The sequence below is a fragment of the Bacillus xiamenensis genome (assembly GCF_001857925.1).
GTDB classification, from domain to species: Bacteria; Bacillota; Bacilli; order Bacillales; family Bacillaceae; genus Bacillus; species Bacillus xiamenensis.
Map to the genome: position 1 here is coordinate 669,878 of NZ_CP017786.1, position 22,445 is coordinate 692,322.

The 22,445-nt window shown below is 39.9% G+C and carries 22 protein-coding genes; 11 read left to right on the forward strand and 11 right to left on the reverse strand.

Annotated elements, in window-relative coordinates; all coding sequences use genetic code 11:
* Positions 1-12: 12 nt before the first annotated feature.
* Entirely contained in the window at positions 13-2,028 is a 2,016-nt protein-coding gene (locus tag BK049_RS03350; protein ID WP_008362065.1) for an ABC transporter ATP-binding protein, read from the reverse strand.
* The gene (bmrC, locus tag BK049_RS03355) at positions 2,025-3,782 is read right to left on the reverse strand and encodes a multidrug ABC transporter ATP-binding protein BmrC (protein WP_071167839.1); all 1,758 of its coding nucleotides are present in this window, start codon (positions 3,780-3,782) and stop codon (positions 2,025-2,027) included. The genes BK049_RS03350 and bmrC overlap by 4 nt, the downstream gene beginning before the upstream one ends.
* Positions 3,783-4,336: 554 nt before the next feature.
* Here bmrC and BK049_RS03360 point away from each other — a divergent pair.
* Positions 4,337-4,843 (forward strand): universal stress protein, encoded by a 507-nt coding sequence (locus BK049_RS03360; protein ID WP_008362069.1) that lies wholly within the window; start codon positions 4,337-4,339, stop codon positions 4,841-4,843.
* 207 nt (positions 4,844-5,050) lie between these two features.
* On the opposite strand, the gene dat is transcribed toward BK049_RS03360, so the two are convergent.
* On the reverse strand, positions 5,051-5,905 hold the full coding sequence (dat, locus tag BK049_RS03365) for a D-amino-acid transaminase (protein WP_071167840.1): 855 nt from the start codon (positions 5,903-5,905) through the stop codon (positions 5,051-5,053).
* Between the two features lie 296 nt (positions 5,906-6,201).
* Between dat and BK049_RS03370 the strand changes: the two genes are divergently transcribed.
* The gene (locus BK049_RS03370) at positions 6,202-7,056 is read left to right on the forward strand and encodes a polysaccharide deacetylase family protein (protein ID WP_008359834.1); all 855 of its coding nucleotides are present in this window, start codon (positions 6,202-6,204) and stop codon (positions 7,054-7,056) included.
* Positions 7,057-7,096: 40 nt separating this feature from the next.
* Here the strand turns inward: BK049_RS03370 and BK049_RS03375 are convergent, their stop codons facing one another.
* The 3 genes from BK049_RS03375 to BK049_RS19265 all read right to left on the reverse strand — a co-directional run bounded on the left by BK049_RS03375 (position 7,097) and on the right by BK049_RS19265 (position 9,212).
* Complete coding sequence (locus tag BK049_RS03375) at positions 7,097-7,828, reverse strand: NAD-dependent protein deacylase (protein ID WP_034739446.1); 732 nt, start codon at positions 7,826-7,828, stop codon at positions 7,097-7,099.
* Positions 7,829-7,857: 29 nt separating this feature from the next.
* On the reverse strand, positions 7,858-8,946 hold the full coding sequence (locus BK049_RS03380) for a mechanosensitive ion channel family protein (protein ID WP_008359837.1): 1,089 nt from the start codon (positions 8,944-8,946) through the stop codon (positions 7,858-7,860).
* Between the two features lie 164 nt (positions 8,947-9,110).
* Positions 9,111-9,212 carry a YhdX family protein gene (locus BK049_RS19265; RefSeq protein WP_008359843.1) on the reverse strand — a complete coding sequence of 34 codons (102 nt, stop codon included), beginning with the start codon at positions 9,210-9,212 and terminating at the stop codon, positions 9,111-9,113.
* Between the two features lie 308 nt (positions 9,213-9,520).
* Between BK049_RS19265 and BK049_RS03385 the strand changes: the two genes are divergently transcribed.
* The 3 genes from BK049_RS03385 to crcB are packed head-to-tail and all read left to right on the forward strand — an operon-like array spanning position 9,521 to position 11,004.
* Positions 9,521-10,237: a glycerophosphodiester phosphodiesterase gene (locus BK049_RS03385; protein ID WP_008359844.1), complete on the forward strand. Its 717-nt coding sequence runs from the start codon at positions 9,521-9,523 to the stop codon at positions 10,235-10,237.
* 5 nt (positions 10,238-10,242) lie between these two features.
* The gene (locus tag BK049_RS03390) at positions 10,243-10,638 is read left to right on the forward strand and encodes a fluoride efflux transporter FluC (RefSeq protein ID WP_008359845.1); all 396 of its coding nucleotides are present in this window, start codon (positions 10,243-10,245) and stop codon (positions 10,636-10,638) included.
* A complete protein-coding gene (gene crcB, locus BK049_RS03395) occupies positions 10,639-11,004 on the forward strand; it encodes a fluoride efflux transporter CrcB (protein WP_008359846.1) in 366 nt (121 codons plus the stop codon).
* On the opposite strand, the gene BK049_RS03400 is transcribed toward crcB, so the two are convergent.
* Both BK049_RS03400 and BK049_RS03405 read right to left on the reverse strand, forming a co-directional pair.
* Positions 11,001-11,393: a transcriptional regulator gene (locus BK049_RS03400; RefSeq protein WP_071167841.1), complete on the reverse strand. Its 393-nt coding sequence runs from the start codon at positions 11,391-11,393 to the stop codon at positions 11,001-11,003. The genes crcB and BK049_RS03400 overlap by 4 nt on opposite strands.
* Positions 11,394-11,480: 87 nt before the next feature.
* Positions 11,481-12,863, reverse strand: coding sequence for a hemolysin family protein (locus tag BK049_RS03405; RefSeq protein WP_071167842.1), 1,383 nt, complete (start codon positions 12,861-12,863; stop codon positions 11,481-11,483).
* A gap of 335 nt (positions 12,864-13,198) precedes the next feature.
* On the opposite strand from BK049_RS03405, the gene BK049_RS03410 reads away from it, so the two are divergent.
* A complete protein-coding gene (locus BK049_RS03410) occupies positions 13,199-13,639 on the forward strand; it encodes a MerR family transcriptional regulator (protein WP_008348973.1) in 441 nt (146 codons plus the stop codon).
* A 58-nt stretch (positions 13,640-13,697) separates the two neighbouring features.
* On the forward strand, positions 13,698-15,029 hold the full coding sequence (locus BK049_RS03415) for a hemolysin family protein (RefSeq protein ID WP_008359861.1): 1,332 nt from the start codon (positions 13,698-13,700) through the stop codon (positions 15,027-15,029).
* 39 nt (positions 15,030-15,068) lie between these two features.
* Here the strand turns inward: BK049_RS03415 and BK049_RS03420 are convergent, their stop codons facing one another.
* Positions 15,069-15,671 carry a lysophospholipid acyltransferase family protein gene (locus tag BK049_RS03420; RefSeq protein ID WP_008359863.1) on the reverse strand — a complete coding sequence of 201 codons (603 nt, stop codon included), beginning with the start codon at positions 15,669-15,671 and terminating at the stop codon, positions 15,069-15,071.
* A gap of 386 nt (positions 15,672-16,057) precedes the next feature.
* Here BK049_RS03420 and BK049_RS03425 point away from each other — a divergent pair, with 386 nt between their 5' ends.
* The 3 genes from BK049_RS03425 to BK049_RS03435 are packed head-to-tail and all read left to right on the forward strand — an operon-like array spanning position 16,058 to position 17,878.
* On the forward strand, positions 16,058-16,549 hold the full coding sequence (locus BK049_RS03425; RefSeq protein WP_008359865.1) for a sigma-70 family RNA polymerase sigma factor: 492 nt from the start codon (positions 16,058-16,060) through the stop codon (positions 16,547-16,549).
* Entirely contained in the window at positions 16,542-17,600 is a 1,059-nt protein-coding gene (locus BK049_RS03430) for an anti-sigma factor (RefSeq protein ID WP_071167843.1), read from the forward strand. The genes BK049_RS03425 and BK049_RS03430 overlap by 8 nt, the downstream gene beginning before the upstream one ends.
* A complete protein-coding gene (locus BK049_RS03435) occupies positions 17,588-17,878 on the forward strand; it encodes a hypothetical protein (RefSeq protein WP_008359869.1) in 291 nt (96 codons plus the stop codon). Before BK049_RS03430 ends, BK049_RS03435 begins: the two co-directional genes overlap by 13 nt.
* 64 nt (positions 17,879-17,942) lie before the next feature.
* On the opposite strand, the gene bcaP is transcribed toward BK049_RS03435, so the two are convergent.
* Positions 17,943-19,343: a branched-chain amino acid transporter BcaP gene (gene bcaP / locus BK049_RS03440; RefSeq protein WP_008359871.1), complete on the reverse strand. Its 1,401-nt coding sequence runs from the start codon at positions 19,341-19,343 to the stop codon at positions 17,943-17,945.
* Between the two features lie 453 nt (positions 19,344-19,796).
* Complete coding sequence (locus BK049_RS03445) at positions 19,797-20,618, reverse strand: C40 family peptidase (RefSeq protein ID WP_008359873.1); 822 nt, start codon at positions 20,616-20,618, stop codon at positions 19,797-19,799.
* A gap of 355 nt (positions 20,619-20,973) precedes the next feature.
* Here BK049_RS03445 and BK049_RS03450 point away from each other — a divergent pair, with 355 nt between their 5' ends.
* Entirely contained in the window at positions 20,974-22,338 is a 1,365-nt protein-coding gene (locus BK049_RS03450) for an alkaline phosphatase (RefSeq protein ID WP_008359875.1), read from the forward strand.
* Positions 22,339-22,445 lie beyond the last annotated feature (107 nt).

A 22,445-nucleotide genomic window follows, 5' to 3' on the forward strand; every position in this document is an offset into this window, starting at 1 on the left:
CGGCTCTTTTTATCAGCTGCTAGCCACAGCTCCCTTTTGCAATTCGTACATTTGTGCATACAGCCCGCCTTGCTCCATGAGCCCTTCATGGCTTCCCCGCTCGACGATCTCACCCTTTTCTAACACCAAAATCATGTCAGCTTTCTTAATGGTGGATAAACGGTGTGCAATGACAAAGGTGGTTCGCCCTTCTTTGACCACATCAAGCGCTCGCTGAATGATGGCTTCTGTTTCTGTATCGATGTTAGCAGTCGCTTCATCTAAAATTAAGATTGCTGGGTCGTATGCCAGTGCACGGGCAAATGAAATCAATTGACGCTCCCCCGAGGAAAGGGTGCTCCCCTTTTCAACGACTGGTTCATCAAAGCCTTCAGGCAAATGCTTTAATAGTTCTGCCGCGCCAACTTGCTTTAACGATGTTTCAATGGTTTCACGTTTAATGTCTTCATTCCCTAAGCTGACATTGGATGCAATTGTTCCAGAAAATAAATATGGATCTTGTAGAACAATGCCCATATGTTGACGTAAAGTTTGGCGCGACTGTTGATAAATGCTTTCTCCATCAATGAGAATGTCTCCCTGCTGAATATCATAAAAACGCAGCAGCAAGTTCATAATCGAACTTTTCCCAGAACCGGTATGTCCAACGAGTGCTACCGTTTGACCTTTTTTCGCTTCAAAGGTGATGTTCTTTAATACATTTTTCCCCTCATTATACGCAAAGGTGACATCCTGAAACTGAACGTGTCCCTCTATTTTCTTCTGCACAGGTTCTTCCACTTCAGTTCCTGGTTCATCTAGTAATCTAAAAACCCTTTCAGATGAAACCCTTGCTAATTCTAATTTAGAAAATTGATTTACAATGCCTGTAATCGGCTGGAACAATCGATTTAAATAATCAACAAACGCATAGAGTACCCCAATGGACACAATGCCTGACGCACTTAAGGATGCGCCACCAAAGTACCAAATGAGTGCTACATACGCTAAATTGCGAAGCAAATTGACTAGGTTATGTGAAAGGAGTGAATTTAAATGCAGCATCTTTCGTTTATATTGAAAGTGATTGTTATTCAGCTCATCAAATTCTTCTTTCGTTGCTTTTTCATGACGAAATGCTTGAATAATCGTCATGCCTTGAATGGCTTCATTTAGCTTAGCGTTGATTTCACTGATGATGGACCGAATACGGTGATTATATACTGATGCAAACTTTCGGTAAGTCATCGACCATAGGAAAATGATCGGCACAGCCACTAAACAAATGAGCGCCAGTTTCACATTTAATAAAAACATGGCGATATAAATGCCAATCATGTAAACGGCACTTGTGACGAAATTAGCGAGAACTGTCACATATAAATCACGGATCGTTTCTGTGTCATTTGTAATCCGTGCTACAACCTTTCCAGCCGGTAAATTATCAAAATATCGGATGGGCAATGTTTGAATATGTTCAAACACGTCGACCCGCATCTTTTGGATAATCCGATTGGCAATGCGCTGGAGCAAATAATGCTGCCCATACTGAAAGAAAATCGCAATGATGAGCAGCCCTAGATAAAATAGAACAAGCTGCACCAAACCACTGATTTCCGGCTGATAAAAAGCAAAAATTTCTTCTTTTGATAAACGCTGTACCTCATAGGTCTTGCGCTCGTTTCCATTTTCAATGGTGAGTTGATTTCCTGTTATCGTCCGGTTTCCATCAAAACGAATAGGCTCATTCACAACATAGTAGCCAAACCCAACTTGCACCACGTTGATTTGCTTTCCAGATTCATTTTCATTCTTTAAGCGATCGTTTCGTATATAGTTATTTCCCTGGTAATAAACGGTTTGATCTGTTTTTTCATTTACTTCAACATACGGTTTTTCTACACCTAAAATATGATCATCAATCATTTTCTTCCCGATGAATGGTCCCGTCAATTCAGCACCAACCGCAATGATTAAAAAGACCAAGGCAACAGACAATATTTTCTTATATAGGAGTGCGTAGGCAAGGAGTCTTCTTCCTGTTGTCATGCCTCATCCCCTCCTTCCAGCTGATTTGTCAGCTGCTGACGCAGAAACTGTTCTTTGTACCATCCATCTTGCTGAATGAGCGCTTGATGGGTTCCCTTTTGAACAATGCGTCCTTCCTCCATTACAAGAATAAGATCCGCATGCTCAACAGCTGATAGACGGTGTGTTGTAATAAAAGTCGTTTTTCCACGACGGTTTTGTCTTAAATTCTCTAAAATAGCAGTTTCTGTTTTCGCATCAACCGCAGATAACGAGTCATCTAAAATTAAAATCTCAGGATCAATTAATAGCGCGCGAGCAATGGAAATCCGCTGCTTTTGTCCGCCTGACAGCGCCACACCTTTTTCCCCAACCATGGTTTCTAACCCTTCGGGCAAAAAGCGTAAATCCTTTTCAAAGTAGGCATCTTTGATGGCTTGTGCTAATTCATCTTCTCTTGCTTCCATGTGACCAAAACGCATATTCTCTTCAACACTTTTGGAGAAAAGGATATGATCTTGTGGAACATAGCCAATCCATTGGAACAGCTGATCCAATTCGATGTCTTCAATTGGAACACCTGAAAGCAGGATTTTTCCAGCACCTGTCGGATACTGCCGCAGGAGCTGTTTAACAATCGTTGTTTTACCGCTTCCAGTTTTCCCTGTAATGCCAATCGTCTGTCCTTTTCGCACAGTAAAGGACACATCAATTAAATTATCTTTAGAGGAAGTTGGATACCTGAACGTCACATGTTCAAATTGAATATCGTCCGGCTCTTGTAACGTTTTAGGCTGAGCTGCATCTGTTACATCAGGCTTGTAGCTGAGTGTATGATTCAATCGGTCTAATGAGGCATTTCCTCTTTGCATGATATTAATCAGTTCACCGATTGCGAACATTGGCCAGATCATCATCCCAAGATAGACGTTAAATGCGACAAGTTCACCAATGGTTAGGTCACTTTGAAACACAAGATATGCCCCATAGCCGATGCCGATTAAGTAACTAATGCCAACAAGTAATTTCACTGTCGGCTCAAATAATGAATCAATAATCGCCACTCGCATATTTTTTTGAAATACATCCTCTGTCATTTCGCGAAAGCGATTGACATCTTGTTTTTCCTGTACAAAAGACCGGATGACTCGAACACCGGCAACTGATTCCAGTACACGATCATTCATATCACCAAATGCATCTTGAGCGACTGTAAACCGAGCATGAATTTTGCTGCCATAAAACGCAATCAAAATGGCCATTAGCGGCATCGGAATAATGGCCATGAAAGTTAATTTCCAGCTAATCGTCAGCCCCATCGTAAAAAAGATCATCAGCATATAAGCAGTGGAATCAACCAATGTCAGAACACCAAAGCCTGTCGTTAAAGCGACAGCGTTCAAATCATTTGTGCCTAAGGCCATTAAGTTACCGGTTTTTTTCTTTTCATAAAAAGTAGGTGTCATCTTCAATAAGTGATGCATGAGTTTTCCGCGCATCACACGTTCCATGACATTCGCGCCTCCAAATAACTGATACATCCAAAAATACGTGAGCGTATAGACGAGGACACCGAGTAAGCAAAAAATGGTCACATAAAATACAATGCTGGATGTGGTAAATTGACCAGAACGAATGTCATCCACTGCCTGACCTAGATATCTCGGTGGCAGCATTTCAAGCACATTCACAATGAGCAGCAGTGTAATGGCGATTGTATACCGCCTCCACTCTTGTTTAAAGAACCAGCCTAATTTCGCAAATACTGAAAACATGTTTGTCTCTCCTTTTAAAGCTAGCCGCTTTCTATATTTTCCTGGCTGTCACCTTGTTTCGTTTTTTGATCTTTGATCGTTTGTCTTGCTTTTGGCATGTTCACATGCTTTCACTCCTCTTCATTTGATTGCTGCTTTCCACTTCTTTATTTCGAGATGCGAAATGTAAACAACAAAAAAGAGGCAACCAGCTGACTGGTACGCCTCTTTTTTACATGATAAAAAGGCGTATGTTGACAAATACGCAACATACGCCTTGATTCATCCGATCAATTGGAACATACAAGTTCCTTTTCAATGACCAATGAAGGTGTAATTGTCACGTGAAGCCCGTTCATGAAGTTTGGTTTCATTCTTCCAATGTTGCACATGACATTTCCTCCTTTTGGCTCTTGAATCTTGTTTTATCTTATAGTGGCTGTCACTATTTTGTCAATAAATATTTTTCAATAAATGAAATTTTCTAACAAAAATACAATTCCTCTCATGTGTATCTTTTTCTGATAACGGGTATACCATGAGTGTAAAGACTCCTTTTGAAAGGAATGAGGACATTGTTTCAAGCTGATCGGATGGTCGTTGCGTTTGATGGACATGAAGACAGTAAGAAAGCATTAAAGAAAGCAATCGCTTTAGCCAAAACCTTGCATGCCAAGCTGACCGTTGTCTATTCCCATGATGGGAAATCCAGCAGACAGATGTTTGATGCACCGCGCCCAATGACTGGCGGCGCTTATATCGGAGGTGGCATGGCAGACCTTCAAACACCCCCTGTGTATGTACCTCATGATGAACAGCAAAGTCCCTTGATTTTTGAAGACCATACAGAAGAGGTCGTTGCAGAAGCGAGGATGCTTTTGAATGAAGAGCAGTTTGAAGCTACCATTGAAATTGTTGAAGGGGAGCCTGCGGAAGCAATTATCGAATATGCTGAAGAAATATCAGCAGACCTCATCGTCATGGGAGCACGTGACCAAAGCAGATTAAAAAAAATGCTATTTGGCAGTGTAAGTGAAAAATTATCGTCCAAATCAGATATACCTGTGCTTATTGTAAAATAAACAAATCACAAAAGGCTAAAATGAACTTTATTTTAGCCCTTTGTCTTCTTTTCAGCGTGAACTGAAAACCTTTGCAGTCTAGGAAGGACGAGTACAGGAGCGGAGCGAATTTGACATTCGTGAGCACCGGCACGCAGGACTGACAAAGAATGCGAGGGTTTGTCTACACGCTGAGGCTGTAAACATTGGTTTACAGCCTTTCTCCTTTTACGAGGAAATAGATGCTTCACTTTCATGCTTAATCTTTTTCTGGAAACCTTCCTGTACACGTTTCGTGATCTCTCCTGGAACACCTTCTCCTACTGGTTGACCATCTATCTCTACAATCGGAACGACTTCAGCAGTCGTTGAACTGATGAAAATTTCCTGCGCGTGCAACAGCTCTTCTTTGCTAATACGGGTCTCTTCAAACCTGCATCCTTCTTCCTCACAAACCTCTAGCAGCTTTCGACGGGTAATGCCATTTAAAATCAGATTGTTCGCTGGGTGTGTACGAATCACGCCATCAATGACGGCGTATACATTCGAGGAGGTCCCCTCTGTCACAAAGCCGTCTCTGATTAAAATCGCTTCAAATGCACCAGCTTCAGATGCTTTTTGCTTTTCCATGACGTTATATAAGAGATTTAAGCTTTTAATATCACATCTTAACCAGCGAAGATCCTCTGACAATAAAGCCTTTGCACCAGAAGTTTGCTCCTGAACCGGCTTTTTCACTTGGAATGTATATGCCGTAATTTGAGGGGTGAGCGTACCATATTGATGTTTACGAGGTGCGACGCCTCGCGTGACTTGAATATATACACCGCCATCTGTTAATTGATTGTCAGCGACTAGCTTTTTTAATTTTTCTTCCATATCTGATACCGTACCTTGCAGATGAATGCCGATTTCCTTTGCACTCTTGAACAGACGCTCTGTATGCTCTTTTAATGTAAACAAAGTACCATTGTATACACGGATGACCTCATAGACTCCGTCACCAAATTGGTAGCCCCTGTCTTCAATATCAACATGTGCATCTTTTTTTTCAATGAAATCTCCATTGTACAATACTTTCATATGGAATCTCCCCTTCGCTTTGCTTTATGGTTGAGTCTGATGCTATCTTAGCCGATAAATGTAAACGTTTCAATGATTATTCAGAATTATTTCATATGAAAATGAATCGATAACCTCCTATTGTAACAAATATAGATTCATAACCAAAAAGATTCCAATTTTTTAGCATCTTCTATATTCATAGGTTCTTTTTTCCTGTATACTTACTCCATATAAACACGACAAAAAACAGCGAAAAAAGACAGAATCCACTACATGATTCGACACAAAATTTTTGATTTATTGGAGCGATTGTCATGCAACAGGTTACAAAAAAACAGACACCTTCAAACACGCTGCTGCTCTCAAAGGCTATTGGGTTGATGATTCTGACATTGATCCTTTTTTTCATTTGGGATATGTCCAAAACCAATATGCAGGCAGCAGATCAGCCGGATGAAATGTCTGCGAGCAGTTCATTTCGAGACACAAGCACCAGTCTGAAAGCAAAAGATGATTCTACGAAAACATTAGATGCACATTTTAAGATCAATCCAAACAAACATGTAACGGATCAAACGATCTTTTTAACCTTTGATGATGGTCCTTCTACGACATCAAATCAGCTATTAGATGTACTAAAGGCGCAGAAGGTGAAGGCCACATTCTTTATGCTTGGACCGCAGATCAAAGAACACCCAGCAGCTGTGAAAAGACTCCATCAAGAAGGGCATCAATTAGGGCTTCATGGCATCACGCATGATGTGAAACGCTTTTATCAAAAAAGTGATTCTCCCGTAAATGAGATGAAAGAAGATCAGCGCATTTTGGCTTCTGTCACAGGCGAGTACACACATCTTGTGAGAACACCATATGGCAGTGTTCCAAATTTAACAGATCAGCAAAAAACACGATTAAAACAAAAAGGCTTTATCTACTGGGACTGGACTATTGATAGTCTTGACTGGAAATATAAAAGCTCAAAATATGTACAAGAAATATTAAATCAACTGCAAGTGTTAGAAACAAAATACCCAAAAGAACCGAAGATCATTTTAATGCATGATCAACCAGCTACAGCAAAATACTTAAACAATCTGATCACACGGCTAAAAGCGAAGGGCTATACATTTGAAGTCCTTGATGAAACCATGAAGCCTCTGCAACAATAAAGAAGAACCCGCATCATTTGGATGCGGGTTCTTCAATAGTTTATAAAGCCTTCACAAGATCACCAATCCGTTCGTGAAAGACAAGATCAAACAGTGAATCGTATTCCGTTTCACTCAAATTCATCATGACCTTGAAGATGGAAGGATGATGGGCTGCATCTTCTGGAATATATCGTGCTGGCGCCACTTCTAGGGAAGTGCCCATGACTAGCAGCATGTCCGCTTGCTGAAGCGACCTCTCCACCTGATCAAAATGCTTCACCCTATCTCCAAAAAGGACGACATCTGTTTTGAGCACACGTCCACACGTGCGGCCGCCTGAGGAGACCCTTTGACAAACCGGCACCTCTTCTTTTAATAAATAAGGCAGCTCGTATGTTGTTCTGCAAGAGGGACAAGTGGCCGTTTGAATGGAACCATGCAGTTCATAAACATGCTGGCTTCCCGCCTTTTTATGCAGGCCATCAATATTTTGAGTGAAAATGTCCACATGCTTCCCCTGCTTCTCTAAGTCGGCTAAAAAAGCATGTCCAGCGTTTGGCTCGTACTCTCCACTCATTTTCATTTGAAACAAATCCTTGAATTTAGGCCAGAATTGATGAGGGTGCGATAAAAAGTAGGAGCGGCTCATCGCTTCCATACGAGAAGTATCTTCTGTCCATAGCCCTCCTGTTGATCTAAAATCAGGAATTCCCGATTCTGTGCTCATCCCAGCACCTGAAAGGACCATAATATGTGAAGCTTGCGCTAGCCTCTCTTTTAATGCTGCCACCTTTGTTTGATCCAAACACACTTCCTCCTTTATTCACCCTGCTGTTTCTCACCTTTTTGTTTCATATAAATGGTCTGACCAGGGAATGCAAATTCCACTCCTTCTTCGTGGAAAATATCAATGATGCGATAGTTAATATCCTGCCTAATATCGAGGTTTTCAGACCAAGCTGTTGTGTTTGTGTAAAAGTTGAAGAATAAGTTCAAATAGCTGTCTGCCAATACATCGAGATTCACCATAATCGTTTCCTTATGAACCCCATCATGTTCATACAGCATTTGTTTTAGACGTTTGATGCACTTATCAATGTTTTCCTTTGGTGTATTGTAGGACACACGAACGGAGAACGTAATTTGTCGTTTATTCATTCTCGTCCAGTTTGTGATTGGCTCCTTTGAAAGGGTGGAATTTGGAACGGTCACCACCGCTTCAGCAGGTGTTCTAAACTTTGTACTTCGAAACGTAATGTCTTCTACAGTCCCAAGTACACTTGGGGTCTCTACAAAATCGCCCATCGTAAAAGGCTTCTCTGTAATGATGACAATTCCTCCAAAAAAGTTCGCCACTGTATCCTGCGCAGCGAGCGCAAAAGCCAGACCACCTAGACCAAGTCCTGCCACAAGTCCATTCACATCATAATTAAACTCCTGTGCAATGATGCTAATACTCAGTGCGATAATAATGAAGCGAAGAACCTTTGATAAAAATGGCGCTAAAATATCATCCATCTCTAATTCAAATTTTGAATTTACTTTTTGAAATAAGAAAGAAGAAGCAGCGGTTAAGTTACAAAGCCCCCACGTCAGCATCAATATAATAGAGGATCTATATAATTTGACAATGACATCCATGTGATGCTCAAAGTATGGTGCCTGTCTTAACGCAAAATATAGACCTAGTGCCACAAAAAACAGTCTGGCAGGTTTTTCGAATGCCACCACAATTTGATTAATGACTTCGGTTTTTGACCGATTTGTCAGCTTAAAAAGAAGGTGAAACAAGTATTTCGTAAATACTTTTCGAAGCAATAAAAAAAGCAATAAAATACAAAGGCTAATGCCAATTTGGATCGCAATATCTACTGTAAAATATGTATCCATCCATTTTTGTGTAAACATGTCTGTCTCTCTCCTTTAAAACAATCCTCTCTATTTTATAATATAACCTTCGTTTATGTCCTCTCTTAAATGTCTGACCTCTATATAAAAAGCCTCGGGACGTATCCCGAGGCATGATGTTCAATTATGAAATTTTGGCTAGAGACATATCGACGGGCAACAAACTACTTTTTCTTCTGAGCCTGATCCAGGAGAGTCGCTTTAAACATTTCAGCATCCGTTTCGACCTTAATACGTTCTTCCACTCTAATTCTCCCTTTACCCAATCATCTCGCCTCCTTTTCATCATTATAAAACATCAGAATTTTCAGTCAATATGACGAAAGTACTAATATTTTGACGAACGCTGACGATTTGGACAAAATTGAGCGAAGAAAAATTGATGTAATTCAGGTTTACTCAAACATAGCTTGGGCTATTCCTTTAACTTTTCATATTCCTACAATCATGCACTCCCAGTACATGCGATTTCATCATTACATACGGCGCTCTCCCTTTCCATATAGTAAAGAAGGAAAACCGACAAAGCATTTGATATGATAAGACCAGAACTTATGTCAGGGAGCTGGAGCAAGTGTATATTATCGCCCATAGAGGATCATCAAGCGCTGCCCCAGAAAATACAATCGCTGCGTTTGATTTAGCTGTTAAGCAGAGAGCAGATTATATTGAGTTAGACGTACAGATGACAATGGATCAGCACGTCGTCGTGATCCATGATGATACCGTTGATCGAACAACGAACGGAAGCGGTTTGGTTAAAGGTTATACACTTGATCAGCTGAAAAAGCTGGATGCAGGAAGCTGGTTTGGTCATTCGTACGGAAACGAACGAATTCCAACCTTACAAGATATTCTTGAGAGATACAGCAAACGTATTGGAATACTGATTGAACTGAAGCACCCTAAACGGCAAATTGGGATTGAAAAAGCCGTTGCCGACATCATCAACAAGTTTGCCTATTCCCGTCATATCATGGTTCAATCTTTTGATGAGACTGCCCTTCAAAGAATGAAAGCTTATGCGCCTTCTCTACGAACTGCTTTTATCATTAAGCCTTCTATGTTAAAAATGGCCAAAAGCAGTTTAGCCGTATACAGCTCCTTTGCGGATTGTTTGAATATGAAGAAAACGATGATGAACCGCTGCTGGATAGATCGTATTCACTCATTCGGGATGGATGTATTTATATGGACAGTGAAAGATCAAAAAACAGCAGATCGGATTAAAAAATACCCAATTGATGGCGTGGTAACGGATCACCCGCTATTTTTCCAAAAGGAGAAATGATCTACATGAAAACTTATTTCGCGGTTTTTATCGGTGGACTGCTTGGTACACTTTGCAGATATGAACTCAGCCAAACCGTTGTCAGCCAAACATTCCCCTATGCAACGATGATCGAAAACATATCGGGCAGTCTGCTTCTTGGTTTTGCAACAGGATACTTTCTATTTCAGAAGGGAAAAAAATATCTTGCCGCTTTGATCGGAACAGGATTTTGCGGTGGGTTTACAACAATGTCCACCTTTTCTAAAGAGGCAGTTCTCCTATTACAAGCTGGACAGGTCAATATCAGTATGATGTACATCCTGCTCTCGGTGATTGCTGGAGTAGCTGCTGCTTTAGCTGGACTTTTGACCGCTCAACGGCTCTTTCATCAAAATAAACAGCAGAAAGGAAGCAAATAAATGATTGTTCTTTATACAGCTGTGGCTGGAGGGATTGGCAGTGTCTTTCGTTTCTTCATCAGTCAAATGCTACAAAAAACCCAATCCCATGCCCGTTTCCCGTACAGTATTCTTTTGATCAATTTATTAGGTGCAGCTGGTTTAGGTTTTCTGACAGGCGCAGTGACATCCAATCACCCGCTGCTTGTGATCATTGGAACCGGTTTTTTCGGTGGTTTTACAACATTCTCTACTTTTAGTATCGAGTCTGCAACCATGCTGCTTCAGCATCAAATAGGCAAGCTCGCTGTCTATTTATTTGCGACGATGATCGGCTCTTTATGCCTCTTTGCTGCGTTTGATACACTAGGACAACTTCTTTTTTAAATCGTCGTGATGGCGGCTAAGCTGATCAGCAGTTGATCCATCAGCTGGCGCTTCATTAAAAACAATGTTTTTTCACTATAGCCGATTTCGATTGCACATTTTGCCATACGCCAATCTCGAAAATATTTGTAATCAATGAGCTTCCGCTCTATTTCATCTAATTCTTTCATTGCTGTTTCAATACAAGCAACAATGAGTTCATACTGGTTTTTCTGTTCTTCTAATTTTTTCTTTGTCATGTGATCTTGTTGAAGATGACTTCTTTTTTCAAGCTGCCTTTCAATGTTTAAGATTGCTGCCTGATAATTTTTGAAATTTTTCAAATGAAACTCGATTCGTTTCATTGAGGTTTTTTTCTCTGTGATACTTGCTGTTTCATACCAAAGCATGTCCATCCTCCTAACGAACGTTTGTTCTTATTATAAACGAACATACATTCTCTAAAAAGAGCCTAAATACCTAAAAAAACCTTGAGCTTATTTTTCGCTCAAGGTCATTTCATTTACTAACAGCGGCTCTTTTATATCAAGCTCAGGAAGCGCATTTCCCTTTTCTGCTGCTGTGACGCCTTTCTTTAAATCGATCTTTCTAATATAGCGCCCATCCATTTCCAGTACCTTTATCCGAATATCATCAAGATAAATCGATTGTCCTTCTTGGATATCAATATTTTCCTTCAAGATGAGCCCGCCAATTGTATCAATTTCATCATCTTCATAAGAAAGCTCGATGAAATCTTGAATTTCTGTTAATCTCACTTTGCCATCTAATATATAATGATGATCGGCTCTTTTTTGAATAACCGGCTGCTCATCTTCATCGAATTCATCACGAATGTCTCCAACAATCTCTTCTAAAATATCTTCCGTTGTGACAAGTCCAGACGTTCCGCCATATTCATCCGTTAAGACCGCCATATGCATTCTATCACGCTGCATCTTGACGAGAAGCTCCTGAATGGGAATTGTGTCAATCACTTCAATCACTGGATAAATATAATCTTGAATCTTCAGTTGATCTTTTTCTCCTTGATACACAATATCTGCAAAGAGCTGTTTTTTGTTCAGCATGCCAATGACATGGTCTTTATCCCCTGAAAACACTGGAAAGCGTGTATACTTTTCCTTTGTCATGATGGACAGTATATCATCTAATGGCATATCATCTGGTATCGCACAAATCTCTCTTCGCGGTATCATGATTTCTCTTGCAATTCGATTATCAAAATCGAATATTTTATTCATATAATGATATTCTGATGAGTTGATTTCCCCATTTTTTAAGCTCTCAGATAATAAAATCTTCAATTCCGCTTCTGAATGAGAATGTTCTTTTTCAGAACCCATATCGATGCCCATCATTTTGGTTAAGATACGAGCTGACCCATTCAACACATAAATGAAAGGGAACATGAGGATATAAAATGCATGCAGTGGTCCTGACAGCCAAAGCGTCATTTTTTCTGCCTTTTGAATAGCAAGCGTTTTTGGTGCAAGCTCCCCAACGACTACATGCAAAAAGGTAATAATAGAGAACGCAAGTGTTGCTGAGATCAGGCTGATTGCTGAATCAGGAATGTTTGTCAAACCGAACCCTCGAACCAATAGTTCTTTTACTGCCGGCTTACCGATCCACCCTAAACCAAGGGAGGTCACTGTAATACCAAGCTGACAGGCTGACAAATATTCATCAAGCCTTGATGTCACCTTTTTCGCCATGATGGCCTTTTTGGACCCTTCGGCAACAAGCTGATTAATTCTTGAACTTCTCACCTTTACAATGGCAAACTCAGATGCAACAAAGAAAGCTGTTAAAGCAATCAAAACACCGACTATACTCAGATTAACAATATCGTCCATTTAACCTTGCTCTTTCTTAGAAGAACAAGGAGTCACCTCCTGATTGATGATGTTGTCTTTTGCAAAACGGTTAACTGATTAAATAAGACTACATTGAGGGCCCCATTTAACCACCTCCGGTTCACGTAAAATCCGTCTCTCTACATATATATGAAACGGTATTCATTTTATCTTACCATAAATAATCTGAAAATTCCTGCATCACCCTGTTATTTTAGACATGATCACCTAAATTGAGGGAAATGCCCTCTGTTTCTCCATATTGGTAGTAAATATGAACAATTAACTTGTATTTCAGACTCGAATTATATTAAACTATTTTCATAAACTATAACGTGACGGTTAGGAGGAGATGTTCAGATGGGGCTGAGAAAAAGTATCGTATTGGTGAACTAGCACAGATTGCACAGGTGACAAAACGCACTGTAGATTATTATACCAATCTAGGGTTGCTTGCGCCTGTTAGATCTTGCTCTAATTATCGTTATTACGATGAACATGCTTTAAAACGATTACAATTAATCGTTCTTTGCAAACAGCAGAGATTGGCTCTTTCTGACATCAAATCCAGATTAGATGAACAATTTCCTTCTCAAAAGGAAGATCCTGATGAACTTGTCCATTTAACCTCTGATATCGATCGGATGAATGAGCATATGGACCGCATTTTGGCACGTTGTAAGCAGCTTCAGCCAGAACAACGTGAAAAACTAAAAGAGCAGCTTACTCCTGAAAAAATGACGGCTGTCCAATCATTTTTACTGCTGTTAAGTTAAAATTTTTACTAAACAGGAGGTGTTACCTTCGTTCTCAAAGTCAGAACGAAGGCCTTAATTGGACATAGTGAATTTACTCATAGTTGCTTTACTTATAGCTTTAACCGCATTTTTCGTTGCATCAGAGTTTGCGATCATTCGCTTAAGAAGCTCAAGAATTGATCAATTAATCGCAGAAGGCAATAAAACAGCAGTTGCTGTCAAGCACGTCACCACTCATCTTGATGAGTACTTATCGGCTTGTCAGCTTGGTATTACCATTACTGCCCTTGGTATTGGTTGGTTAGGGGAAGAAACGATTGCACATATGCTTGCACCACTTTTTACAGAGCTGTCAATTCCTCAATCAGCCAGTCATATTGTCACTTTTATTATTGCGTTTAGTATCATGACGTTTTTACACGTTGTGGTTGGAGAGCTCGCACCAAAAACACTCGCCATTCAAAAGGCTGAGCAAGTATCTCTTCTTTTTGCTAGACCGCTCATGGTATTTTATAAAGTGATGTTCCCGTTTATTTGGGTATTAAATGGATCTGCTCGTTTATTAACGAAAGCGTTCGGTCTTCAGCAAGTTTCTGAGCATGACATGGCGCACTCTGAAGAAGAATTGCGGATTATTTTATCAGAGAGCTATAAGAGCGGCGAGATTAACCAGTCTGAATTCAAATATGTGAATAAAATTTTCGAATTTGATGATCGTCTGGCAAAAGAAATTATGATTCCTCGTACCGAAGTTGTCAGCTTCCCGCACGATATTACGATTGAGGAAATGCTGAAAGTGACCAAGGTCGAGAAATATACACGTTATCCAATTGAAGACGGCGATAAAGACAATATTATCGGTGTTGTGAATATTAAAGAGGTACTCACTGCGTGTATTAGTGGTGAATGTTCGACAAGTGATACGATCGAAAATTTTGTGAACCCGATTATTCATGTGATTGAAACGGTTCCTGTTCATGATCTACTGCTGAAAATGCAGCGTGAGCGTGTACACATGGCCATTTTATCAGATGAATATGGCGGTACAGCAGGGCTTGTGACAGTTGAAGACATCCTTGAAGAAATCGTCGGCGAAATTCGTGATGAATTCGATATTGATGAAATCAATGAAGTGCGTAAGCTTGGAGAAGACCATTACATCTTTGATGGAAAAGTCCTTGTGGATCAAGTCAACCTGCTATTAGGAACGCAGCTTGATAACGAAGAAGTCGACACGATCGGCGGCTGGTTCCTTACACAAAAATATGAAGTCGAGAAAAATGACACCATTCGAGAACAAGGCTATGAATTTATTATCAATGAAGTCGATGGACACCATGTGGCCTACATCGAAGTCAAAAAGCTAAACGAACAATTATTAGAAGCAGCTGAAGAAGGCGCTTCGTAAGAAAAAGACGACCCTTGCCTTAGCAAGCGGTCGTTTTCTTTATCCCTTTTCTATTAACTGGGCTTCAAGTTCTTTGATTCTTGTGTTTAGTACTTCCGTCATCGCACCTAATCTTTCTTTTGGTGGCAGATGGTCAAATTCAGACAGCTCAATCGGTTCACCGATGATTAAACGCATTTTCCCCTTTTTGAAAAGGCTTTTCGCATTTGATGGCCCTTTGTACGCGGCCGGAACGATTGGTGATTTGCCGAGTTGTGCAATGGTGACCGCCCCTCTTTTTAAAGGAACATCTTCAGTTGTACGAGTTCCGCTTGGAAAAATTCCAACGATCTTTCCCTCTTTTAATAATTTAATGGGCGTTTTAATACTGCTTGGCCCAGGATTCTCTCGATCAACTGGAAAGGCATGAATTCTCTTTAAAAATCCGCCGATCCATTTATTTGCAAACAGTTCTTTTTTCGCCATGTAGTGGATCTCAAACGGGAGAATTCCTGCGCCTAATGCAAGAACATCCACAAAACCCTCATGCGTACAAGCAATGACAAATCCCCGATCCGTTGGCAGATTCTCTTTTTGATATACTTTGATTCCGCCTCGGAGAGCAAATAATGCTTTGATGGTATAGCCTGAAAATTTATACATAGTGCACTTCCTTTGTTTGAAGAATGAAGGATTTGTCTCTATTATAACAAATTTTTTATTACCTGGTACTAAAAATTTCATCATGCTGATAAAATGGAGTCTGTCTACTGACATCATCTTTTTTGTTTGAAATCATCACTCCTTCTGTGTTCAGGCTTGTGATTTAGGAGAGAATAAAATAGGAGTTGTGTCCAAATTTGTCGTTTTTCGAGTTTTTTTCCTGATTTGTTCTACTGAAAATACTTTATAAATGTTGCAAATTTCGCTATGATAAGGAGAAATGATTTTGATTCGGCGAAAGAGATGAGTAATGTACGGTCTATGAGAAGTTTCGTGCAACTTTATGCCTTTCTTATGCGTGTATAACATAGAGGGGAGAAAAATCAGTGACGATCGATGAAATTTATCAACTGTATATGAACGATGTTTACAGGTTTCTGCTCTCCATGACAAAAGACAAACATTTGGCAGAAGACTTATTGCAGGAAACCTTTATGCGTGCTTATATACATATTCATTCCTATGACCATAGCAAAGTGAAACCTTGGTTATTTCAGGTGGCACGAAATGCTTTTATTGATTATGTCAGGAAACATAAAAAAGAAGTGACCATATCGGATGATCTAATTGGCGGCCTTTTACAAACGTCTGTACAAAGCCCTGCTGAACAAATTGAAATAAAAGAAGTCCTCACGATGTATTTGGAGCAGCTTCCAGATAACTACAAGGAAGCGTTGACATTGTATTATTTAAAAGAACTGAATTACAAGGAAGCATCCAAGGTCATGAATATTACTGAAGCAAATTTTAAAAGTGTTTTATTTCGTGCAAGGCAGCGCCTAAAAGCACTATATAACAGAGGTGTTAATGATGAATGAAGAGTTTAACAAGCGATGGGAACAATATAATAATGGCGAGATGAATGAGGAAGAAATGATGGCGTTTGAAGAAGAGCTTGAAGAAAACGAAAAACGCTTAAGCCAGGAACTGAATGACTCAAATTGGACAGACTTCTCTATCAGTCCTGAAAAGCAAAAAGCCATTTTACAATACGGAAAAAGAAAGTCATATTTACGCATTTCCGTACTTGCTGTCATATCTACACTCATTATTTTACCGCTTTGTACACTAGGAAGTTATCTTTACTACGGCGTTGGCGGAGCAGAAAGCAAAGGCAATCATTTTATGGAAACAGCCGCTGTGACAGTCGCTTTGACCAAACCAAACGTCGCCATTGATATGAAAGATTTAAAAGGCCAGGTTAAGCTGTTTGGTATGAACACAGAGCTTAAGCTGCAAAAACAAATTGGGAACAAGACAAAAGCCATCGGCAGTGAACAAATTGAAATGTTTTTCGATAAATTAAAGAAGCCGACCATCTCTTTTTATGGTGATAGTGCACGCAATACAGAGGATTTCTTTACCCACCCTTCTACGCAGGCAGATGCATCAAAAAAACAAGTACTCACCACTTTAGACAAGCTGCCTGAAGGAACCGTGAGTGAAGTGTATGTATCCTATGACAAGGCTTACACACCAAAGGAAGTGTATTCCTTTGCTAAAAAATACGATATGAAAGTGCTCTGGAATGCGGTGAAAACAGAAGATTCATTAAGTGGAAATCAGCGGCCAATCGGTTTTCCTGGGAAAGACTCTGAATTTTTAAAAGAGCTCCAGCACACATCAAAAACAGAGGTAGATCAATTCAAAGATGCCCTCGCCTATGTGAATCAGCATCCAGAGTGGGCAAAAATAATCTCTGGCAGACCTGAACTTGATCTCTCTAACCGAATACGCTATATCAATCAAAATGGTGTTACAGTGTATGGATCTGTTGTCACTGGTCCTTCTAAGGAAATTGAGAAATTCGTGAAGACAAAACGCATTAAATCGGCAAAAGTGAGCGAGGTGGAATTATGGAATTGGTAAGAATTTTTAAAGAGCATAATGTGTTTGGCTGGATTTCTGTCGGCACCGCTATTTTATCCCTGCTCATGCTGAACCTCGCCATTATTAGCAATGTGACCTTTTATTCGTTTCAGATGCTTCCTTTTGCAATGGCCGCAGTTCCATTCGGTGTGATCGAGCTGTTCATTAAAAAAGGCCGCACAGGCCCAGGTCTCCTAGGCGTCGTTCTGAATATTTTTGTCATCGTTTGTGTCTATGCCATTGTTTCCATTGATGTCGATCTACAATTAGGTTTCTAATAACCTACAAAACGAAAAGCCAGCCATACTTGACTGCACCAAGTATGGCTGGCTTTTTTTCTCTTTATTTTTTGTTTAATTCGGAGTTCTTTCTTGAATATAAGAAATAGACAACAAGCCCAATGGCAAGCCAGATTAAGAATCGAACAAATGTGATCGTCCCAAGTTTATAAATAAGCAGGCCGCAAGATAAAATCGCTAAGATTGGAATAAGCGGAACCGCTGGGCATCTGAATGCTCTCGGTAAATCAGGCTGTGTTTTTCTCATGACAATAACAGCAACTGAAATCAAAATGAATGCTGACAGTGTTCCGATGTTCACTAGGCTTGCCAGCTCATCAAGTGGAATAAATCCTCCCATTAGTGCTGACAATGTACCGAAGAAAAGTGTATTGATATACGGTGTTTTATGCTTTGGGTGAACCTTTGAAAGAACCTTTGGTACCAAACCGTCACGAGACATGGCAAACATGACACGTGTTTGGCCGTACAGCATGACAAGCATGACCGTGGTCATCCCTAAAATAGCTCCAACATCCACAATGCCTGCTACCCAGTTTTGTCCCGCCACTTGCAGTACAAGTGATACTGGATGTGATACCCCTTCAAAGTCCATGAATGGTACAATACCCGTCATGATCGCACTGACAATGACATACAAAACCGTACAAATTAATAGAGAAGAAATGATCCCTCTTGGCAAGTTTCGTGATGGATTTTTTGTCTCCTCTGCCGCAGAAGCAACTGCATCAAACCCAATAAACGCAAAGAATACGAGGGCTGCTGCACTTAAGACGCCGGATGTTCCAAATGGAACGAATGGTGTCCAGTTTTCAGGTTTTACATATTTCACAGCGACTAAAATAAAGAGTAAAATGACCGCAATCTTCATAATCACCATGACGTTATTGACTCGTTTTGATTCTTTAATACCGAAATACAGCAAGAAGGTGATGATCATTAAAATAATAAATGCAGGAAGATTAAAATATGTCACTTGCCCCTTCAAACCACCTGGTGCTGCTGTTAACTCAACCGGTATATGAATACCTATCCCATTTAAAAATGACACAAAATAGCCTGACCAGCCTGCTGAAACAGCACTAGCGGCCAGCATGTATTCTAATATCAAATCCCAGCCAATGATAAACGCTAAGAATTCTCCCATAGATGCGTACGTAAATGTATACACAGATCCTGACACTGGCACTGTGGACGCAAATTCCGCATAAGACAGTGCCGCAAACAAACAAGCAAGGCCTGCGATCACAAATGATAAAACAAGGCCTGGTCCCGCTGTAACGGCGCCTGTACCTGTCAGAACAAATATCCCAGTTCCAATGATCGCTCCAATGCCCAGCATCGTTAAATCAAATGAACCTAATTCCTTTTTTAACGCTTTTTCCCCTTGTGTTGCCGCAATTAGCTCTGAAATGCTCTTCTTTCTAAACAACGAATTGCTCATACCATCACTCCCAAAACTTAGTATCAGTCTAAAGACACCACGACTTCATAATTAACATTATTTTCTGAATATTTAGATTAAATTTAGCGCTATAAATTAGTGGCGTAAAATTATTATATATGAAAATTAAAAAATGAAAACACTTTTTTACGAAATAGAGCGAAAATTCTTGTATATCAACAATTTCAATTGTCAATAAATGGGTTAGATTTTCTTCATTCTTTATTCAATACACAGCTTGTCCTCATTTATTTATGATATAACATTCAAAATTATATTTTTTTAGCATACTTATTATTAAACAAAAATAAGCCCCTTCTTTTGATCACATGTCCTCACTTGTACTATTTTAGAGCCTTTAGGCTGATAGCGAACTATGATAAAGGTCCAGTTCGGCAGCAAGAATAATATATGAAAAAAGAGACTGCCAGATGAGCAGCCTCTTAGAATCAATTAGTTTACAAATGTTTTCGCGCCAAGATAAATTGGCTTCCAATAGCTTGAACTCATATCACTGATCGTTACACCGTCAGAGGCAGCATGGATAAACTTGTTGTTCCCAATATAGACACCCATGTGAGATGGACCAGACTTATATGTTGTGAAGAACACAAAATCTCCAACATTTGGTGTTGAGACGCTTTTCATCGATGCCCAAAAACCTTCAGTGGTTTGTCTTGAAATCTTTGTTTGTTTATTAATGATATACCACATAAAACCGCTGCAATCAAAACCCTTAGGCGTCGTTCCACCCCATTTATAAGGTGTGCCGCTTTGTGCTTTAGCATCTGCTACGAGTTTAGACACATTTAAAGACGATGTAGCTACTGTTTTTTCTTTGACAGGTGCTGTGTTGACTTTAGACGTCTGCTTCACTTTCAGCTTTTGTCCAATTTTAATGAGATCTGTTTTGAGTTTATTGACCGATTTCAGCTCTTTCACTGTCATTCCATACTTTTTGCCAATTTTAGATAATGTATCACCTTTGACAACTGTATGAGTGGTTGTCGCTGAAGCCGCTTTTACTTTGGTTGTTGTGTTCGTTGTTGTTTTCGAGGAAGTTCCATTGATTTTTAACGTTTGTCCAACATAAATCATGTCAGATTTCAGCTTGTTGTCTGATTTAATCTTGCTCACCGTTGTTTTATATCTTTTCGCTAGAACAGAAAGAGAGTCACCTTTTTGAACCTTTACTGATTGTGCTGAAGCAGCTCCGGCAAATAATGTCGTTCCAAGTAGAACTGCACTTGCAGCTGTGATCCATTGTTTTTTCATTTGTTCCTCCTGTATGTATCCTATCGTGATCCGAATTTTTATCTACTTACTATTATAAGGATCGAATACCAGAAGAAATAGTCTTGACTTCCTACGACATTATGCTTATTAATTCGGCAAAAATTATTTTTTTTTAGGGTTCTTTTTATTTCATTTTCATTACACAATCATGACAAAATAAATGCATCTTGTCATGGATAAATGATACATTCATTTCTCATTTTGGTTCATTCTATGTAAAGTGGACTTTTACAATTTTAAAGTGAACTTTACGGTGCTGTAAAAAGGAATCCACACTTCTGCTCTACCATTGTAAACGTAAGAGCAACATATAAACAATGAGGAGGCAAAATAAATGAGTGTGTTGAAAAGCTCGAAAACGAAAATAGCTGCAGCGGCAGCGGCATCTGTGCTGTCGATTGGCATATTTTCAGGAATTGAATTTGGACAGGCTGACAAAGCTGAGGCGAAAAAGAAACCAAAAAATGACGTGCAAAATGTGATCGTGCTGATTGGAGATGGCATGGGAACACCTTATCTTTCAACTTACCGCTCATTTAAACACAACGGTGACCTTTCAAAGCAAACAGCGTTTGACCCTTACCTCACTGGCATGCACAAAACATACCCTGATGATTCAAAAAGTAACATCACCGATTCAGCAGCAGCTGGCACAGCCATGGCAACTGGTCAAAAGACATACAACAATGCCATTGGTGTGGACAAAAACGGCAAAACACTAAAAACCGTTTTAGAAGAAGCAAAACGGAAAGGAAAGTCGACTGGACTTGTCGTCACATCTGAATTAACGAATGCCACACCTGCTGCGTATGCCGCCCATGATGTGTCCAGAAAAAACACAGCAGCCATTGCGGATGATTTTTTCGATGAGAAAATTGGGAACCAGCATAAGATCGACGTCATGCTTGGCGGAGGACTTGTCGATTTTGTTCGCAAGGATCGTGATCTGACGAAAGAATTCAAAAAAGCAGGCTATGATTATGTAACCACCAAAGCAGCCTTGCAACAAAACAAACATCAACAAGTGTTAGGCATTTTTGCTGATGGTGGTCTCGATAAAGCCATTGATCGTGATAAAACAACGCCTTCCTTGCAAGACATGGCATCCTCAGCCATTAAACAGCTATCTAAAAACAAAAAAGGATTTTTCCTCATGGTCGAGGGCAGTCAAATTGACTGGGCTGGACATGACCACGATATTGTCAGTGCGATGAGTGAAATGAAGGATTTTGAAAAAGCATTTGAAGAAGCCATTCGTTTTGCCAAAAAGGATAAAAACACGTTAGTGATCACAACGGCGGATCATTCAACTGGCGGTCTTTCTTTCGGGGCAGACGGCTCTGGCAGCTGGGATTACAAACCAGTCAAAGCAGCGAAAAAGACGCCTGATTTTATTGCAAATAAAATCGCAGGCGGCATGACGGTTGAGTCTGCGCTTACACAATATATCGACCTTGATTTCACAAAAGAAGAAATCGCCTCTATTCAAAAGGCAGCTGAAACAAAAGAAGCTGTACAAATTGATGATGCGATTGAAGAAGTCATTAACACGAGATCACATACAGGCTGGACAACATCGGGGCATACAGGTGATGAAGTCCCATTCTTTGCATACGGACCATCCAGTCAAAAACTAAAAGGACTGATGGAAAATACAGATCAGGCGAAACACATCTTTAAACTGCTTAAAAACCAATAAAATGGAAAATCAGATTGTTGACAAAGGGCTAAAATGACCTTTATTTTAGCCCTTTGTCTTCTTTTCATCGTGACCTTGCTCGGCGCGGAGCGAATTTGATATTCGTG

What these genes read in the sequence shown, in the direction of transcription:
- BK049_RS03350 (WP_008362065.1), bottom strand. Translation starts at nt 2,028, where the DNA reads ATGACAACAGGAAGAAGACTCCTTGCCTACGCACTCCTATATAAGAAA.
- bmrC (WP_071167839.1), bottom strand. Translation starts at nt 3,782, where the DNA reads ATGTTTTCAGTATTTGCGAAATTAGGCTGGTTCTTTAAACAAGAGTGG.
- dat (WP_071167840.1), bottom strand. Translation starts at nt 5,905, where the DNA reads ATGAAAGTATTGTACAATGGAGATTTCATTGAAAAAAAAGATGCACAT.
- BK049_RS03370 (WP_008359834.1), top strand. Translation starts at nt 6,202, where the DNA reads ATGCAACAGGTTACAAAAAAACAGACACCTTCAAACACGCTGCTGCTC.
- BK049_RS03380 (WP_008359837.1), bottom strand. Translation starts at nt 8,946, where the DNA reads ATGTTTACACAAAAATGGATGGATACATATTTTACAGTAGATATTGCG.
- BK049_RS03390 (WP_008359845.1), top strand. Translation starts at nt 10,243, where the DNA reads ATGAAAACTTATTTCGCGGTTTTTATCGGTGGACTGCTTGGTACACTT.
- crcB (WP_008359846.1), top strand. Translation starts at nt 10,639, where the DNA reads ATGATTGTTCTTTATACAGCTGTGGCTGGAGGGATTGGCAGTGTCTTT.
- BK049_RS03400 (WP_071167841.1), bottom strand. Translation starts at nt 11,393, where the DNA reads ATGCTTTGGTATGAAACAGCAAGTATCACAGAGAAAAAAACCTCAATG.
- BK049_RS03405 (WP_071167842.1), bottom strand. Translation starts at nt 12,863, where the DNA reads ATGGACGATATTGTTAATCTGAGTATAGTCGGTGTTTTGATTGCTTTA.
- BK049_RS03420 (WP_008359863.1), bottom strand. Translation starts at nt 15,671, where the DNA reads ATGTATAAATTTTCAGGCTATACCATCAAAGCATTATTTGCTCTCCGA.
- BK049_RS03430 (WP_071167843.1), top strand. Translation starts at nt 16,542, where the DNA reads ATGAATGAAGAGTTTAACAAGCGATGGGAACAATATAATAATGGCGAG.
- BK049_RS03435 (WP_008359869.1), top strand. Translation starts at nt 17,588, where the DNA reads ATGGAATTGGTAAGAATTTTTAAAGAGCATAATGTGTTTGGCTGGATT.
- bcaP (WP_008359871.1), bottom strand. Translation starts at nt 19,343, where the DNA reads ATGAGCAATTCGTTGTTTAGAAAGAAGAGCATTTCAGAGCTAATTGCG.
- BK049_RS03445 (WP_008359873.1), bottom strand. Translation starts at nt 20,618, where the DNA reads ATGAAAAAACAATGGATCACAGCTGCAAGTGCAGTTCTACTTGGAACG.
- BK049_RS03450 (WP_008359875.1), top strand. Translation starts at nt 20,974, where the DNA reads ATGAGTGTGTTGAAAAGCTCGAAAACGAAAATAGCTGCAGCGGCAGCG.